Origin of the sequence: Bradyrhizobium sp. in8p8, assembly GCF_000426845.1 — a bacterium.
Classification (GTDB): Bacteria; Pseudomonadota; Alphaproteobacteria; order Rhizobiales; family Xanthobacteraceae; genus Bradyrhizobium; species Bradyrhizobium japonicum_C.
In genome coordinates this window covers 153,614-169,159 of the sequence record NZ_AUGD01000007.1, presented here as the reverse complement: position 1 = coordinate 169,159, position 15,546 = coordinate 153,614, and the positions used below count along the sequence as shown (strand labels likewise).

Sequence of the window (15,546 nt, the reverse complement as noted above, 5' to 3'; positions counted from 1 at the left end):
ATCAGAGCACGGGTTGAGTAAAGCCACGAGCCCGGAATGTTCGCACTTCGCGAGACGCAGACCATTGGTATCGCCACATCCGGATGCTAGGAACGGGATGCACGAGCCATCGATAGCGAGACTGTATGTCCTTCCAGAACTTCTTTGCCGACGCCCGCGCTTTTGCGCTCGCTTTGTTTTTCACCTCGTCCGGATTTCTGGCCTCCTCCGGGCCCGTCTCCGCGCTGACCGGTGCCGCAACGGTGCGTGACGGCAACTCTGTCCAGATCGGCGATGTCACTTACCGGCTCGACGGCATCGACGCACCCGAGCTGGACCAGATCTGCATCGACGATCACGCCGATTCCTGGACGTGCGGCATCGAGGCCCGCGACCAGCTGACGAAGTTGATTAACAAACGGACGGTGCGCTGCGACGACGTCGGGCCGGAAAAGAGCTTTGGCAAGCGCCATCGCGCAATCTGCACGGCCGAAGGCGACAAGGCCAGCCTGAACGAGCAGCTGATCAAGCTCGGCTTTGCCCTCGCGCGCGAGCCGATCAAGGCCAACGTCAAGCAGGCAGCCGCTGAGGCCAAGGCGGCTGCGGCCGGAATCTGGAAGGGCTGCTTTGTTGCACCGCAAGATTTTCGGGCCGGCAAGAAGGACGGCGCGCTGCTGGGCACGGCCTGCCGCCCGGATCGCGACAAGGAGATCCGCGCCGTGCTGTTTCCGGAGGAGCTGATCATGCCGCCGGGCTGCAGCATCAAAGGCAAGCTCGCGGTGCGCGCGCGCGTCACCGGCAATGTCGGCATCTATCATCTGCGGGGCTGCCCAAGCTATCCCGCGACCACCAATCCGGACCGCTGGTTCTGCTCGGAGGACGACGCCCAGGCGGCCGGCTTCCGCAAGGCCTACAATTGCCGTCGGCCAAGGTGAACAACTTCCTTACGCATCCGTGAGTGGTAGTTCGAGACCGTATTGATCCGGAATTGAACCGTACCGGCAATTGCTGCATTTGTATGCGTACGCAAGCGCTTCGCGCGAGCGTTTCCTTGGCAGCAATCCGGCTTCGGCCCGATTGCCTTGCTTGGGCGTTTCCTCCCTCGACTTGGGCCGCTTGTCACCACAAGCGGCTCTTCTTTTTTGTGCGTCGCTGGAGCAAAGGTGACTCTTTGCCGAACACCGACCGGCTCCAATCTCGTCGCACCAAAGGGCGCTATCACTGCATCCGCAGGATGTGACCCATGGGCGGCATGTTGGCATTCAGATTTGCCATAATCCAGATGGTGCCTCCGATCACGAGGAAGACGACCAGAAGACCGAAGGCGAGCGCCAGCACGTTGTTGGTGTTGTCAGGACCCGTGGTGATGTGCAGGAAGAACACCAGATGAACGCCCATCTGCGCGATCGCAAGCACGATCAGCGCGACCGGGATCGATGGCTGCCAGACCAGATCCGTTCCGGCGATGAAAAACGATGTTGCCGTGAGCATCAGCGCCAGAACGAGGCCGACGACGTAGCCGAGGATGCGGGCGCCGACACTGTGCTGCTCCTCCTCGCCCGGTGCGAGGTCATTCCTGCCCATCCCATGCGTCTGATCACTCATGGCGCGCTCCCGAGCAGGTAGACAACGGAGAACACAGCGACCCAGACGATGTCGAGCGCATGCCAGAACAGTGCAAAGCACGTCATCCGGCGCAGGATGTCGGCACGAAAGCCCTTTGCGAAGACCTGGGCCATCATGGTGAGGAGCCAAAGCAGGCCTGCGGAGACATGCAGCCCGTGGCAGCCGACCAGCGAGAAGAACGAGGTCAGGAAAGCGCTACGCGAGGGACCGTAGCCGCGTGCGATCAGATCGGCAAACTCGCGGAACTCGAGCACGAGGAACACGAGCCCGAGCGCACAGGTGATCGCCATCGAGACATGGAACCACAGCCGATTGCGCACATCGGCCGCGATGCTGGCCATGCCGCAGGTGAAGCTCGACAGCAGCAGGCAAACCGTCTCGATCGCGACGTAGCTCGGCTCGAATATCTCCGATCCCCTCGGGCCTCCGGCGGTCTGGCCAGCCAGCACGGCGTGGGCCGCGAAGAAGCAGGAGAACATCACGATATCGGAGAGCAGGAAGATCCAGAAGCCGTAGGCGGTCACGATCCGCTTCGGGGCGGGTCCAGGATGCTCGATCAGGACGCCGATCTGATGGGGATCGGTGTGCGCATGGCCGGCAGTGGCCGTGATCGACATCAGCCAACCTCCGCCATGCTGATGAGGCCGCGCCGCTGCTCGAGATTGACGCGATCTATCACTGCGACCTCCTCGGCCGGAATGACGTACTCGTCATGGTCGCGCCAGGCAAACACGACGAAGGTCGCCCACGCGCCGAGGCCGCCCACGATCACCATCCACCAGATGTGCCAGATCAGCGCAAAACCCATGATGGTGGCAAAGAACGCGCAGACGAACCCGGTCGGCGAGTTCCGGGGCATCTCGATGTCCTGATATTCCGGCCCGTCGCGCTCGGGCGATTGTTGTTTGGCACGGGCCTTCATGTGCCAATAGGCGTCCTCGCCGCGCACGTCGGGATTGAACGCGAAATTGAAGACCGGCGGTGGTGACGAAGTCGCCCATTCCAGCGAACGCCCATCCCAGGGATCGCCGGTCCGGTCGCGCAAGGCCTCCCGGTTGCGGATGCTGACCACGAGTTGCACGATCTGACAGATCACGCCGATCGTCAGCACTGCCACGCCGACCGCCGCAACGATCATCCAGGGCCGCCATGCTGCGACGTCGTAGTGCTGCATCCGCCGCGTCATGCCGAGCATACCGACGATGTAGAGCGGCATGAAGGTGATGAAGAAGCCGAGAAAGGTGAACCAGAACGCAGCCCTGCCCCAGCGTTCGTTGAGGCGAAAGCCGAATGCCTTCGGAAACCAGTATTCGAAGCCGGCGAAGGCGCCGAACAGCACGCCGCCGATGATGACGTTGTGAAAGTGGGCGACCAGGAACATGCTGTTGTGAAGGATGAAATCAGCCGGCGGCACCGCAAGCAGCACGCCCGTCAACCCGCCGATAATGAACGTCACCATGAAGCCGACCGCCCACAGCATCGGCGTCGCGAAGCGGATGCGGCCGCCATACATCGTGAACAGCCAGTTGTAGATCTTCACGCCGGTCGGCACCGCGATGATCATGCTGGCGATGCCGAAGATTGCGTTGACGTTCGGGCCTGCGCCCATCGTGAAGAAGTGATGCAGCCAGACCATGAAGGAGATGACGCAGATCGCCATCGTCGCAAGCACCATGGAGCGATAGCCGAACAACGCCTTGCCGGAGAAGGTCGAGACTACCTCGGAGAAGATACCGAAGGCCGGCAGCACCAGGATGTAGACCTCCGGATGGCCCCAGGCCCAGATCAGGTTCATGAACATCATGACGTTGCCGCCGGCCTCGTTGGTGAAAAAGTGGAAGCCGAGGTAACGGTCGAGCAGCAGCATCGCCAGGGTGGCGGTAAGAATCGGGAAGGCTGCCACGATGAGAAGATTCGAGGCCAGCGTGGTCCAGCAGAACATCGGCATACGCAGATAATTCATGCCCTTGGTGCGCAGCTTCAGCACGGTCGTGACGAGATTGATGCCGGCCACCAACGTCCCGATGCCGGAGATCTGGAGTGACCAGGCGTAATAGTCGACGCCGACGCCGGGCGAGTAGGACAGTTCCGACAGGGGCGGAAAGGCGAGCCAGCCGGTGCGCGCGAACTCGCCGACCACGAGCGAGATGTTGACCAGCAGTGCTCCGCTCGCGGTCAGCCAGAAGCCGACCGAATTCAGTGTCGGGAAAGCGACGTCGCGTACGCCGAGCTGAAGCGGCACGATCAGGTTCATCAGGCCGATCACGAACGGCATCGCCACGAAGAAGATCATGATGGTGCCGTGCGCCGAGAAGATCTGGTTGTAGTGCTCGGGCGGCAGATATCCCTGCGACTGATAGGCGACGGCCTGTTGAATCCGCATCATGATGGCGTCGCTGCCGCCGCGCAGCAGCATCACCGAGGCCAGCAGCACATACATGACCCCGATGCGCTTGTGATCGACGCTGGTGATCCATTCGTTCCAGAGATAGCTAAGATGACCCTTCACCACGACCCACGTCAGGACGCCGAGGATCGCGACCAGCACCACGGCGCCCGCAATGAGTGGTATCGGCTGATCCAACGGAATGGCCGACCAATCGAGCTTACCGAGCATCGTGGCCTCCACTGTGCGGACGGCCGGCATCGGAGATTCGCTCCGGCCCGGGTCCCGGCGGAATGTGCTGGGTCGCGATCAGCTCGAACAGGCGCGGGTCTTCGAGGCGGTACACCGGCCGGTCTTTCTCGATGCCCTGCTGCATCAATTTCCTGTAGCTGTTCTCATTGAGCACGGCATCCGTCTTCGCCGCGGTCGCGACCCACTCCGGAAAAGCGAGCGGCGAGACCACGTTGACGTCGAACATCATGTCGGGAAATCCGTCGCCGGAGAAATGCGCCGACAGGCCCTGAAGCTTGCCTTCATTGTCGGCGCGCAGGTTCAGCTTCGTCACCATGCCGTTCATGGTGTAGATCATGCTGCCGAGCTGCGGGATGAAGAACGTGTTCATCACGCTCGACGACGTCAGCTGGAATTTCAGCTCGGCACCGGCCGGCACCGTGAGGGTGTTGACGGTGGCGATGCGCTGATCGGGATAGATGAAAAGCCATTTCCAGTCGAGCGAGACGGCCTGGATGCGCACCGGGCTGCCGGTCCCCGGCACCGGCGCGGCAGGATCGAGCTGGTGCGAGCCGATCCAGGCGACGCCCCCGAGCAGGATGACGGTGAGCGCCGGGATCGCCCACACCACCATCTCGATGCGACCGGAGTAGACGAAACCAGGCCGATATCGTGCTCTCGGGTTGGACGCGCGAAACCAGAACGCAAAGCCGAGAATCGCGAAGATGGTCGGCACCACGATCACGAGCATGATGAAGACGGAATCGACCAGGATCGTGCTGTTGCCAGCAGCCACGGGCCCTTGCGGATCGAGCAGATTCATCGGTGAGCACTGGCGGTTGGGAAACCCCGACGCAGAGCCTAGCGCGGGAAAGGCTCCGGCAGCAAACGCCGCGACCTCAGAACGGTTCCTGGATTGAAGGGGGCAGCGAGGCGCGACAGGCCTGCCGCGACATGCAATTCCATGCGATGTCAATGACATGAACGCAGGAGCCGCGCCCTTCTCTGCGACCGGGGCGATTGCTAATCTGCACGAAAATATGAGGGAGTGAACCGAGATGCGCCTGAAGGACAAGGTTGCGATCGTGGTCGGAGCCGGGCAAAGCCCCGGCGAAGGCATGGGCAACGGCCGTGCCACCGCGCTCACCTTCGCGCGCGAGGGTGCGAAGGTCTTTTGCGTCGATCATCATCTGGACTCGGCGCAGGAAACGGTCGCGATGATCACCGCCCGGGAAGGCACCGCCACGGCCTTCAAGGCCGACGTGACCAAGGCCGCCGACATCAACGCGATGGTGGCAGATGCGCAAACACGCTGGGGACGAATCGACGTACTGCACAACAATGTCGGCGTCAGCCTCGCCGGCGGCGATGCCGAGTTGCTGCAGCTGACCGAAGAGGCGTTCGACCGCGTCGTCGCCATCAACCTGAAGAGCTGCATCCTTGCCGCGAAGGAGGTGATCCCGATCATGCGAGCGCAACGCAGCGGCGCGATCATCAACATCTCATCGATGGCCGCGATCACGACCTATCCTTATGTCGCCTACAAGGCGACGAAGTCGGCGATGATCGCCTTCACCGAACAGCTCGCCTACCAGAACGCCGAATACGGCATCCGGGCCAATGTCATCCTGCCCGGCCTGATGAACACGCCCATGGCGGTCGACACCCGCGCCCGCGAATGGTCCAAGACGCGCGCCGAGGTCGAAGCCGAGCGCGACAGCAAGGTGCCGCTGCGCAGGAAGATGGGCACCGGATGGGACGTCGCCAACGCGGCGCTGTTCCTGGCATCGGATGAGGCGAACTTCATTACAGGCGTGACGCTGCCGGTGGATGGCGGCGCCAGTGTAAGGCGGGGGTAGATCGTTCTTCTCCCTCTCCCGCTGGCGTGGAGAGGCGAAGGCAGCTGCTCGCGGCAGATTCCATTACTGCCGGCTCACCCGCCAGATCGTGCCGTTGCCATCCTCCGAGACCAGCAGCGATCCATCCTTTGCCACCGCCACGCCCACCGGACGCCCCCACACCTCCGTGTCGCTCACCACGAAGCCCGTCACGAAATCCTCATACTCGCCGGTCGGCTTGCCGTCCTTCATCCTGATGCGGATCACCTTGTAGCCGGTTCGCTTCGACCTGTTCCATGAACCGTGCTGGGCGGCGAAGGCGTCGCCCTGGTACTCCGGCGGAAACTGCGTGCCTTGATAGAACGTCATGGCGAGCGAAGCCGAATGCGGCTGGATCAGCACGTCGGGCACCGTCACGTTGTCCTTGAGGTCCGGCCGCGCACCGGCATGGCGCGGGTCTTCATTGTTGCCGATATAGAACCAAGGCCAACCGTAGAACGCGCCCTCCTTCACGCTGGTGACGTAGTCGGGCACGAGATCGTCGCCGAGCCCGTCGCGCTCGTTGTTCGAGCACCAGGGCTGGCCTGTCTGCGGCTGGATCGCGAGGCCGACGCAGTTGCGGATACCGGTGGCGTAGATCTTCCGTTCCTTGCCATCAGGGCTGAAAGCGAGCACGGCGGCGCGCTCGGTCTCGCTCGCCCAAGTGGCGCCAAGCGGTTGCGCTTTCGACCAGGCCTCCAGTCCGCCCGGCGGCGTGCCCATGCCCTCAGCGACGTTGCTGAGCGAGCCGACCGAAACCAGCATGCGCTTGTTGTCGGGCGTAAAGACGATATCGCGGGTGGAATGGCCGCCGTCATGCGGCAGGCTCGACACGATAGTCTCGGCCTTGCCGCGCGCCTTGAGATCACCGGCCTGATAAGGAAAGCGGACGACGCTGTCGGTGTTCGCAATGTAGACCCATTGCGGGTTGTCGCCGCTCGGAAAGAAGGCGATGCCGAATGGTTGCCGCAGGCCGCTGGCGAACACCTCATTGGTCGCAACCTTGCCGCCTTCGCCTGGGCGCAGCACGCGGATATTGCCGGTCCGCGTCTCCGCAACGAAGACATCACCATTCGGCGCCACGCGGATGATGCGCGGCGCGCGCAGGCCTTCGGCGAACAGTTCGACCTTGAAACCAGCCGGCACCTGGGGAGAGGCGTCTCGCGGACGCGGCACCACGCGCGCGGAACTGGCAACCGACCGTGTAGCGCCCGGCTTCACCAGATCCTGCGGGCGGATCAGCCTGACCGTACCGGGCTTGTCGGCCCGCCAGTCGCCGTAAGCATCCTTGCCCTGCAATGCCGGCTCGGCCTGCGCGCCAGCCGCAACCAGCAGCTCGGCGCAAATCGCAATTGACCAAATTCTGTTCTTCACGTCGTCCTCCGGCCTTGCCCCCAGCAAACGTCAACGTCGACCGACCCGCAAGCGTTCGGCAGCAAGTCCTTCGCCTTGCAGATTCCCATGCGGCGCTGGGGGCCGTGTGCCTTCAACCGGATCGGGGGCGATCATCCTGGCGCCGAACCCGGCGATCCGCCACTTCTTCGATGAGCGGCATGTCGTCGCGAGGACGCCTCGCGCGGAGCGAAAACCGGCTTCCCCCACCGAATTGAAAAATGACTTGACTGCCCATCCATCGTAGAGAGGAGTCGTCGCCGCTGCCGCGGCCAAAGTCAGTCTGCTCGTGCGGGGAAAGAACAGTGGCCCTCAAGAACGTCATCGGTATCGACCACGCGGTGGTCATGGTGAAGGACCTCGACAAGGCCGCCGAGAATTATCGGCAGCTTGGCTTCACCGTGTCCCCGCGCGGGACCCACAGCGTCCATATGGGCACGGGCAATTACACCATCATGTTCGACCCCGACTACATGGAGCTGCTCGGCGTGCTCGCTGCGACCGAGCTGAACGCTCCCGCGCGTGCCTTCCTCGACAAGCACGGCGAGGGTATCGAGCGCATCGCCTTCACCGCGGTCGATTCCGCAGCCGGCGCCGAGGAGATCCGCGCACGCGGCCTGGAGCCGATCGGCCCGACCGATTTCGAACGGCCGGTGACGCTGCCCGATGGCACGGTCTCGGCAGCAAAATTCCGCACTTTCCTGTGGCCGACCGCGGAGGCGCCCGGCGGCGTGCGCATTTTCGCCTGCCAGCACAAAACCCGCGAGACCGTCTGGATTCCGGAACTGATAAAGCACGCCAATGCGGCGAAGCGGATCAAGCAGACGCTGATCGCAACGCCGGACCCCGCGAAGGAAGCCGCGCATCTCGGCCGGCTGATCGACCGCACGCCGACGGCCGATGCGGACGGCGCGGTCACCGTGCCCTCCGGCGGAGATCGCGCCGACTTCGTCTATCTGACGCTGCAACAGCTCGGCAAGCGTTATCCCGGCGTGCCGCTCGCCGGGCTTTCCGAGCGTGGCGGCGCTGCGCTGGTGCTCATCAGCGGCGATCTCGCGGCAACGGAAAGAGCGCTGGGTTCGGCTGCCGTGCGAAGCGGCGATGCGATCTGCGTGCCGCCGGCCAGGGCCAACGGCACCCTGCTCGCCTTCGTGTCCGGCTGACTTGAACCAATTCTTTAACGAATGTTTACCCAGCGGCCGGTAGGACTCCGGGAATCCAAGTCGCTGGGACCATACGCATGTTCAAAGAGGGATCGCCGATCGCCTATGACGCGCCGGCCGAGCTGAAGAAGTGGCCGTCGCTGAATGGCGAGCGACAGAAGGACCGCGGTCCGCCCTATCTCGTCTACAACGGCACGCTCGCCGAATGCGTCCGCGAGCTCATGGGCAAGCCGGTCAAGGGCATCTCGCTTTACGACATCATGACGAGGCCGCAACCGGCTTTCGACCAGGCCGTGCTGTCGCCGGGCGACGCCGCCGAGATCGCGATGCGCAAGGATTTTCCCAAGGACTAGTTCGAGGCGCGCTTCTGTACGGGGCTGCCCTGTCTCGTCGAGGACGTACCCGTCGGCGGCTCGAGGAAGACCACGGGCGTGCCGCGCTTGACGTTCTCGCCGATCACGCGCGCATCCCAATTGGTCAGCCTGACGCAGCCGTGAGACGCCGACTTGCTGACCCTGTCGGGCTCGGCCGTACCATGGATGCCGTAGCCCTGCGCCGACAGGCCGATCCAATAAGCTCCCACGGGGTTGTTCGGACCCGGCTTGATGTCGAAGGGCCGTTTGGATTTGACGTTCTTGAACCTGTAGTCGGGATTGTAGCGGTAGGTCGGATTCTCGTGCGCGCCGGTCACCTTGAGCGTACCGCTCGGCGTCGGACGGTCCGGACTGCCGATTGACGCCGGGTAGAACGCCAGCAAAGCGCCGCTTGCGTCGAACGCTTTCAAGGTCCCGTTCTCCTTGTCGACCTCGAGCCGAACCATGCGCGGCAGCTCTCGCCGGGCCGGAACGTTTGCAACAACGATCGTCTCCCCTATCTTGTCGAAGGCCTTGCCCGGGTTGAGGGCCCTGAGCAGATCCGCGCTCATGTGGAATTTTTCCGCGAGCCCTTCGAGCGGACTGGTGTAGCCCAGTGCCTCTAGCGACTTCATGTCGTCGAGCTTGGCGGGCAGCTTCTTGATGAACGGCCCCTTCAGGTCTGCATCGTCGATCTTGTAGTCGAGGAGGACGGGAGCTTCGCTCGCCAATGTCAGCTTGTCCCAGAGCTCCTGCGATATGGCCTTGTCGAATGCGATGCCGTTCTGCTCCGCGAATGCCTTGAGCGCCTTCTGCGCGTTCTCACCCAGCTTGCCGTCGATCTCGCCGGGCGAGAATTGCGCGCGGTCGAGCAGTACCTGAAGCTTCACGACTGCAGGATTGAGCTTGTCAGCGGACGGCTCTTTCACGGGACGCGGCGCATCGTTCACCGCTTTCGCATCGAGATTGCCCGCGAGCACCGGGCTGATCAGCCACAGCGACATCACCACGCCAAGCATCCATCGCATCATGATCGCTCGTCCCAATGGCAAAATGACGATCTGCAAACCCGCGGACAGTTTCTCTCTGGGAACACCGTAGTAACACCGAAGGAACCGGCGAGATCGCAGCTTTGCCGCAATCGGAGGGTTAACAACTTCCTGTCGCCGGCGCATCGCTGGCCGTTCACCCCACAGTTCGAGGTTGTCCCAGCAAATGCGATTTGTCGTCGCGGCTTGCGCCGCGTTCCTGCTTCTGATGTGCGACCTCGATCCGTCGACGTCGCGGCAAACACCAGCTACCGACACCGCCGTTCTCAAGAACAATCACGCCTCGCCACTTGTTCCTGTGGTCGAGCTCTTCCTTGCCAGCGTGCAGGCCATCGACGTCGCCAACGCGCGCGCGGCGTATGAGGAAACACCCGCGCCGCCGCGCGCGAACGAGCCCGGCGCCGAGGAACCGGTTTCACCAACTGAGAAGCTCTGCCACGCTCTGCGCGAAGCCGCGGAGTCCAGCGGCATTCCGGTGCCGTTCTTCGCGCGCCTGATCTGGCAGGAGAGCCGCTTCAAGCCCAACGAGGTCAGCCATGCCGGCGCGCAGGGCGTCGCGCAATTCATGCCGGGTACGGCCGCCGAAGTCGGACTCGATGATCCCTTCGATCCGATGAAGGCGCTGCCCGCATCGGCGAAGTTCCTGCGCAAGCTGCGCGACGATTTCGGCAATCTCGGTCTCGCCGCAGCCGCCTACAATGCCGGTCCGGGCCGCGTCCAGAAGTGGCTTGCGAGAGAGGGCCAGCTGCCGCGCGAGACCCGCGATTACGTCCGCATCATCACCGGCACCCAGGCCGAAGACTGGACCGAGCGCGCCGAGGCGCTCGCGATCCGGATCGACCTGCCGCGCGAAGCACCCTGCGAGGGCATCGGCAGCCTCTCCAAGGCCAAGGACGTCGCCTGGGTTCCGGTGAACCTGACGACTTCGGTTGCGAGCATCATTCGCAAGGCCGAGCAGGTCGCCGCCCGGTCGACGACGAACCGTGCGCGCAAGCGGTTTGCAACCCAATTGCGGAACAATGCGGCGGCCCAGCGCAAGGGACGCAGCATGATCGCGGCACGCGCGGCCGGCAAGAGCGCGAAGGCGCGCGCCGTTCGCTTCGCATCGGGCGAACGGCCGTCCGGTTCGTGATCGGAGCCGCCCGTTGCGCGGCTCCACGTTTCCGAGGAGAAAGCCGGAGCGCTGCTGCACGGAACCTGCAATGCCATCCAAGAGTGCCGGGATCATCGCCTATCGGAAGCGCGGCAAGCTCGAGGTGCTCCTCGTCCATCCCGGCGGGCCGTTCTGGCGCAGCAAGGATCTCGGCGCCTGGTCGATCCCCAAGGGCGAATATGCCGACGACGAAGACGCGGAAGTCGCGGCGCGGCGGGAGTTTGCCGAAGAGCTCGGGCTCGAGCCGTCCGCGCCGCTGATCGCGCTCGGTGAGATCAGGCAGCGCGGAGGCAAGCTCGTCACCGCGTTCGCGGCCGAGCTGGATGTCGACGTGCGCAGCGTTCGCAGCAACACGTTCGAGATGGAATGGCCGCCGCGCAGCGGCAGGCGGCAGGCCTTTCCGGAAGTCGATCGCGCCGAATGGTTTGCGCTCGACGCGGCCCGGGAGAAGATCAACGCCGGACAGCGCCCGCTGCTCGACCGCCTGGAGCAGCTGATCGGCGGATAGCGCTTCGCGCCCTACTCCGCCTTGATGTTCGCCGCCGTCACGACCTCGGCAAGCTCCTTGGTCTCCTTCGCGATCTTCGCGGCATATTCGGTCTGGCTGAGCACGCTGACGACACCCTGCGAGCCGAGCTTTTCTTGGGCCGTCGGATCCTTGGCGGCTGCCAAGATCTCCCGGTGCAGCGTCTCCAGGATCGGCGCGGGCGTTGCCTTCGGCATGAAGAAGCCGACCCAGAACGAGATGTCGAAGCCGGGATAGCCGGCTTCCGCGACGGTGGGCACATCGGGCAGCGCCGGCAGCCGCTCGGCCGACGATACCGCCAGCGCGCGCAGCTTGCCGGCCTTCACCAGCGGCACGGCCGAGAGCGGATCGAACACCGCCAGCACCTCTTGCGCGAGAACGCCGACCTCGGCGGCCGAGCCGCCGCGATAGGGCACGTGGATCATCTTGATGCCGGCCTTCTGGCTGAGCAGCTCCATGGCGAGATGGGCCAGATTGCCGTTACCACCCGAACCGTAAGCGAGCGCGCCGGGCGCGGCCTTGGCCGCGGCAACGAGATCGGCCACCGTCTTGACGTTGGCCGTCTTGGGGTTCTCGGGATTGACGACGAGAACGAGCGGCGCCGACACCACCGTGGTCAGCGGTGCAAAGTCGGCTTGCGGATCGTAGCGGATATCCTTGAACAGCGTCTTGTTGAGCGTGATCGTGGACGAATTGCAGGCGAGGATGGTGTAGCCATCCGCATCGGCGCGCGCCACGCCCTCGGCGGCGATCATGCCGTTGGCGCCGGCCCGGTTCTCGACGACGAAGGGCTGGCCGAGCTTGTTGCTCAAGCGATCCCCGACGATCCGTGCGACGACGTCGACCGGCCCGCCGGCGCTGAAGCCGACCATGATCTTGACCGGCCGCGACGGATATTTCTGCGCCGGAGCCTCTGTCGCGAGCACCAAAGCGCATAATCCGGCGATGACTGCCAGCACGCGAGCCGTTCGTTGCATTCGTATCTCCCAGACCTCTTGGCGCCGCTTGTGCATGCTTGTTGGTGCGGCGCCTTCGACCGCATGATTAGCGGCCGCGCCGGATTTCGCAATCGCGTTTGAGCGCCGGCATTCCGCGGCACGGCAGGCAAACGCTGTCTTCAAACAAAAAATGCGAAAACAACCCCATGCACAGTAGGAGACCTCGTCGATCCAAGAGCTTGCGCCGAGGATTGGGCCATTTCCGGATTTACGAATTCGATTTTGACTCGTCGGGCAAAACAGTGGCAGGATGGCATCATCGCAACACTCGCAAGCGTCCCGCCTTGCCGAGTAGAGCCTCCCCGGCGCCGTTGCGGCCTAAACCCTTCATCGACGTTTCGAATTCGCATTCGCGCGCGGCAGCGAACGGCCGTCCGCGCCTGCCTTCACAGGACACAGCACATGACGACAGCCCTCCAGCCCCACACCACTTCGCCGCTCGCGGCAAGCGATGGCAGCAGCCCCGCCGCGAACCCGCGCGTCAAACTCTACAAGCGCCGCATCGCGATCAGCCATCCCGACCCGCAAGCGGGCGAGCGGCTGCTGGCCGAGGCGCTGGGCGCGGCCGACCGCGATGCGCTGCACGGCATGCTGAGGCAATTGGTCAAGGCCAGCGCTGTCGGGCAGAAGCCCGACGAGGCCAATCTTGCCTTCATGATCTCGACGATCAGGAGCATCGCCCCGAAGGATTCCATCGAGGCGATGCTGGTGTCGCAGATGGTGTCGGTGCACATGGCGGCGATGCGCTGCGCATGCCGCCTGGCCTGCACCGACGATCTTCCGCAGCAGGAGGGCGTGACCCGCGCTTTGACGCGGCTCGCCCGCACCTTCGCCGCCCAGGTCGAAGCCTTGAATCGCCACCGCAACAGCGACGAAAGCGCGATCACGGTGCAAAACCTCTCGGTGCAGGACGGCGGACGAGCGATCGTGGGCAATCTGACGCAACATGCGCATCTGATCGGCACCAATCCGGACGCCGCGTCTCGCGCAGCCGGCGACCCCGAATGGGCCGGCGCAGGGCAGGCCGCCAGCGCATGAGCACCGGTCACATCCGCAACACGCACGCGATGTCGGCAAGCCCGCGCTGCGGCGCCCGCACACGCGGCGGCTTCGCCTGCTCCGCGCCCGCGATACGCGGCAAGTTCCGCTGCCGCATGCACGGCGGCGCCCGGGGATCGGGTGCGCCGCGGGGAAACCGCAATGCCGAAACGCACGGCGCGTTCACACAAGAGGGGATCGCTGAGCGGCGGGCGATCCGGGCGCTGATCAGTGACGCGGAGACGCTGCTGGCGAAGATCGCGTCCGACTAGGGTACGTACTCATGAAATCTGCTGCCAAGAGTAGGCGTGAGTGATGTCCGCTCGTCCTCCAAAGCGGCGCGAAAGCGGTCTTTGTCGGACTCCCGAGAAGGGCCAGAAGCGGAAGTCTGATTTGCACCGGATCAGCTCTCGTTACGACGTCGAAACAGAGAAGCTGTGCCGAAACGCTCTCGGAGAGAATACCGCCGGTAGTGGGCGCCGTATGAAAAGCGCAGCCATCGTTTACGCTGCTTTGCAATTGCCATTCCGTGACGGAAGTAGAGAGCGATGGTCGCGAGAATGGCAATAACGCCAATGATCCAGTGTCCAGACCCGAATAGCGCAATGCTAAAGAGCCAAACGACGAAACCCGCAACCAGCCAAAGAAGGCAATAGCCAATATACGAGGGATAATCCGGCATCTTACTTATCGGCATGATCCCCACCACTCCGTCATGGACCAAGCTGCAATCCCCACTAACTTGGCTCTAGCACGTCAAACGATATGTCCAGGAAATTGGTAAAGTTCTATACGTTGAACCACGAACCACCTTACCATTAGCCGCGGCCACATCCGCTTCGGGTCAATCGCGACGGTTAGACCGAGTTTAAGTGAGGTCCGCTCTTACCCTGACAAACGACATGTGCTCGACCCTGGCATACGGCGGCGATGGGCCAGAAGAAGACGTCGCAATTTGTCCGAGCAAGCGCCGTCTTTGCTCAGCCGCCTCGTTCTAGCGAATGCCAACTGCCATTGACGAAATAAACGCCTCGACTTGCCGCAACATCCGCGGCCAAACATCGATCGGCTTCTCAACGTCGAGAACGCCAAGCGAAACGACTGATCCGTCGCGGAGCCGCCCGCGAATTGTACAGCTGTTGCTTGGTCGCTGGGTAGCAGCGGGACCGCACTGTGCTGTGACTAGGGAGCCAAAAAAAATGGGCTCGATCGACGTGAGCTCAAACCATGGCTCTCGCACGATTTTTCGAAACAAGCCGCCTGGCGTTGGTTGGCCACCTTCTGCAACACTGCGGCTCGCGACATGCGATCTATAGATGGCCAAAGGAAAAATACCGGCAAGGTCAGCACGGTCGGTACCCCCGCCAGCCCAAGCAATCAGACTTTTCTTTGGAAAGGAAATACTGTTAACCATCGCCGGCGGGCTCTGCGGAGATTGGCAATAGTGCTTGGTTCGAAGATTATTCAGGAAATAGTCCCGCGTTGATAAAGCTTGTTCAGGCGAGTAGTACGGCTGGAGCGCAGCCGGAATATGATACTCGATCCCGTTCAGCTGCAATCTGACTGTATGAGCAACTATGCAAGCCGCCTCGCCAGATCCGAATGCAAGAATGTAGCTTATCGCGAAGGTCGCCGCCAAAAAGAGCGTAAGAAGGAAGGCGAACGTAGTATTACGCATTCCATTCTCGGATCGTGTTTTTACGCGTACCAGGGCATCGTCTTTTTGATTGCGGAATTACTCCTGGTCAACCTCCGGCATTGCCGCATCCTCAATT

At 63.1% G+C, this 15,546-nt stretch carries 16 protein-coding genes; 8 read left to right on the top strand and 8 right to left on the bottom strand.

Annotated features, from left to right (window positions below):
- Nucleotides 1-125 precede the first annotated feature (125 nt).
- The gene (locus tag K408_RS0119200; RefSeq protein WP_024340192.1) at nt 126-914 is read left to right on the top strand and encodes a thermonuclease family protein; all 789 of its coding nucleotides are present in this window, start codon (nt 126-128) and stop codon (nt 912-914) included.
- A gap of 283 nt (nt 915-1,197) precedes the next feature.
- Here the strand turns inward: K408_RS0119200 and cyoD are convergent, their stop codons facing one another.
- The 4 genes from cyoD to K408_RS0119180 are packed head-to-tail and all read right to left on the bottom strand — an operon-like array spanning nt 1,198 to nt 5,045.
- Nucleotides 1,198-1,584 carry a cytochrome o ubiquinol oxidase subunit IV gene (gene cyoD, locus K408_RS0119195; RefSeq protein ID WP_024340193.1) on the bottom strand — a complete coding sequence of 129 codons (387 nt, stop codon included), beginning with the start codon at nt 1,582-1,584 and terminating at the stop codon, nt 1,198-1,200.
- Nucleotides 1,581-2,222 (bottom strand): cytochrome (ubi)quinol oxidase subunit III, encoded by a 642-nt coding sequence (locus tag K408_RS0119190; RefSeq protein WP_024340194.1) that lies wholly within the window; start codon nt 2,220-2,222, stop codon nt 1,581-1,583. Before K408_RS0119190 ends, cyoD begins: the two co-directional genes overlap by 4 nt.
- A complete protein-coding gene (gene cyoB / locus K408_RS0119185) occupies nt 2,222-4,222 on the bottom strand; it encodes a cytochrome o ubiquinol oxidase subunit I (protein WP_024340195.1) in 2,001 nt (666 codons plus the stop codon). The genes K408_RS0119190 and cyoB overlap by 1 nt, the downstream gene beginning before the upstream one ends.
- Nucleotides 4,212-5,045, bottom strand: a complete 834-nt coding sequence (locus K408_RS0119180) for a cytochrome ubiquinol oxidase subunit II family protein (RefSeq protein WP_024340196.1) — start codon at nt 5,043-5,045, stop codon at nt 4,212-4,214. Before K408_RS0119180 ends, cyoB begins: the two co-directional genes overlap by 11 nt.
- Before the next feature lie 235 nt (nt 5,046-5,280).
- Here K408_RS0119180 and K408_RS0119175 point away from each other — a divergent pair, with 235 nt between their 5' ends.
- A complete protein-coding gene (locus tag K408_RS0119175; RefSeq protein WP_024340197.1) occupies nt 5,281-6,081 on the top strand; it encodes an SDR family NAD(P)-dependent oxidoreductase in 801 nt (266 codons plus the stop codon).
- A 63-nt stretch (nt 6,082-6,144) separates the two neighbouring features.
- On the opposite strand, the gene K408_RS0119170 is transcribed toward K408_RS0119175, so the two are convergent.
- Nucleotides 6,145-7,473: a PQQ-dependent sugar dehydrogenase gene (locus K408_RS0119170; protein ID WP_024340198.1), complete on the bottom strand. Its 1,329-nt coding sequence runs from the start codon at nt 7,471-7,473 to the stop codon at nt 6,145-6,147.
- Nucleotides 7,474-7,796: 323 nt separating this feature from the next.
- Here K408_RS0119170 and K408_RS0119165 point away from each other — a divergent pair, with 323 nt between their 5' ends.
- Complete coding sequence (locus tag K408_RS0119165) at nt 7,797-8,654, top strand: VOC family protein (protein ID WP_024340199.1); 858 nt, start codon at nt 7,797-7,799, stop codon at nt 8,652-8,654.
- Nucleotides 8,655-8,731: 77 nt separating this feature from the next.
- Nucleotides 8,732-9,007 carry a hypothetical protein gene (locus tag K408_RS0119160; protein ID WP_024340200.1) on the top strand — a complete coding sequence of 92 codons (276 nt, stop codon included), beginning with the start codon at nt 8,732-8,734 and terminating at the stop codon, nt 9,005-9,007.
- Here K408_RS0119160 and K408_RS0119155 read toward each other — a convergent pair.
- Nucleotides 9,004-10,038, bottom strand: coding sequence for a L,D-transpeptidase family protein (locus tag K408_RS0119155; RefSeq protein WP_024340201.1), 1,035 nt, complete (start codon nt 10,036-10,038; stop codon nt 9,004-9,006). The two genes, K408_RS0119160 and K408_RS0119155, sit on opposite strands and share 4 nt — an antisense overlap.
- A gap of 184 nt (nt 10,039-10,222) precedes the next feature.
- Here K408_RS0119155 and K408_RS0119150 point away from each other — a divergent pair, with 184 nt between their 5' ends.
- Nucleotides 10,223-11,188 carry a lytic transglycosylase domain-containing protein gene (locus K408_RS0119150; RefSeq protein WP_024340202.1) on the top strand — a complete coding sequence of 322 codons (966 nt, stop codon included), beginning with the start codon at nt 10,223-10,225 and terminating at the stop codon, nt 11,186-11,188.
- A 70-nt stretch (nt 11,189-11,258) separates the two neighbouring features.
- Nucleotides 11,259-11,717, top strand: a complete 459-nt coding sequence (locus K408_RS0119145) for an NUDIX hydrolase (RefSeq protein WP_024340203.1) — start codon at nt 11,259-11,261, stop codon at nt 11,715-11,717.
- A gap of 11 nt (nt 11,718-11,728) precedes the next feature.
- Here the strand turns inward: K408_RS0119145 and K408_RS0119140 are convergent, their stop codons facing one another.
- Complete coding sequence (locus tag K408_RS0119140; RefSeq protein ID WP_024340204.1) at nt 11,729-12,712, bottom strand: Bug family tripartite tricarboxylate transporter substrate binding protein; 984 nt, start codon at nt 12,710-12,712, stop codon at nt 11,729-11,731.
- A 423-nt stretch (nt 12,713-13,135) separates the two neighbouring features.
- Between K408_RS0119140 and K408_RS0119135 the strand changes: the two genes are divergently transcribed.
- Both K408_RS0119135 and K408_RS0119130 read left to right on the top strand, forming a co-directional pair.
- Nucleotides 13,136-13,771: a hypothetical protein gene (locus K408_RS0119135; protein ID WP_024340205.1), complete on the top strand. Its 636-nt coding sequence runs from the start codon at nt 13,136-13,138 to the stop codon at nt 13,769-13,771.
- Nucleotides 13,768-14,043: an HGGxSTG domain-containing protein gene (locus K408_RS0119130; RefSeq protein WP_024340206.1), complete on the top strand. Its 276-nt coding sequence runs from the start codon at nt 13,768-13,770 to the stop codon at nt 14,041-14,043. The genes K408_RS0119135 and K408_RS0119130 overlap by 4 nt, the downstream gene beginning before the upstream one ends.
- A 722-nt stretch (nt 14,044-14,765) precedes the next feature.
- Here the strand turns inward: K408_RS0119130 and K408_RS42140 are convergent.
- On the bottom strand, nt 14,766-15,449 hold the full coding sequence (locus tag K408_RS42140; protein ID WP_155248505.1) for a hypothetical protein: 684 nt from the start codon (nt 15,447-15,449) through the stop codon (nt 14,766-14,768).
- Nucleotides 15,450-15,546: the final 97 nt, after the last annotated feature.

Excerpts from the sequence above, each read along its gene's own strand:
- K408_RS0119200 (WP_024340192.1), top strand. The coding sequence starts at position 126 with ATGTCCTTCCAGAACTTCTTTGCCGACGCCCGCGCTTTTGCGCTCGCT.
- cyoD (WP_024340193.1), bottom strand. The coding sequence starts at position 1,584 with ATGAGTGATCAGACGCATGGGATGGGCAGGAATGACCTCGCACCGGGC.
- K408_RS0119190 (WP_024340194.1), bottom strand. The coding sequence starts at position 2,222 with ATGTCGATCACGGCCACTGCCGGCCATGCGCACACCGATCCCCATCAG.
- cyoB (WP_024340195.1), bottom strand. The coding sequence starts at position 4,222 with ATGCTCGGTAAGCTCGATTGGTCGGCCATTCCGTTGGATCAGCCGATA.
- K408_RS0119180 (WP_024340196.1), bottom strand. The coding sequence starts at position 5,045 with ATGAATCTGCTCGATCCGCAAGGGCCCGTGGCTGCTGGCAACAGCACG.
- K408_RS0119175 (WP_024340197.1), top strand. The coding sequence starts at position 5,281 with ATGCGCCTGAAGGACAAGGTTGCGATCGTGGTCGGAGCCGGGCAAAGC.
- K408_RS0119160 (WP_024340200.1), top strand. The coding sequence starts at position 8,732 with ATGTTCAAAGAGGGATCGCCGATCGCCTATGACGCGCCGGCCGAGCTG.
- K408_RS0119155 (WP_024340201.1), bottom strand. The coding sequence starts at position 10,038 with ATGATGCGATGGATGCTTGGCGTGGTGATGTCGCTGTGGCTGATCAGC.
- K408_RS0119150 (WP_024340202.1), top strand. The coding sequence starts at position 10,223 with ATGCGATTTGTCGTCGCGGCTTGCGCCGCGTTCCTGCTTCTGATGTGC.
- K408_RS0119145 (WP_024340203.1), top strand. The coding sequence starts at position 11,259 with ATGCCATCCAAGAGTGCCGGGATCATCGCCTATCGGAAGCGCGGCAAG.
- K408_RS0119140 (WP_024340204.1), bottom strand. The coding sequence starts at position 12,712 with ATGCAACGAACGGCTCGCGTGCTGGCAGTCATCGCCGGATTATGCGCT.
- K408_RS0119135 (WP_024340205.1), top strand. The coding sequence starts at position 13,136 with ATGACGACAGCCCTCCAGCCCCACACCACTTCGCCGCTCGCGGCAAGC.
- K408_RS0119130 (WP_024340206.1), top strand. The coding sequence starts at position 13,768 with ATGAGCACCGGTCACATCCGCAACACGCACGCGATGTCGGCAAGCCCG.
- K408_RS42140 (WP_155248505.1), bottom strand. The coding sequence starts at position 15,449 with ATGCGTAATACTACGTTCGCCTTCCTTCTTACGCTCTTTTTGGCGGCG.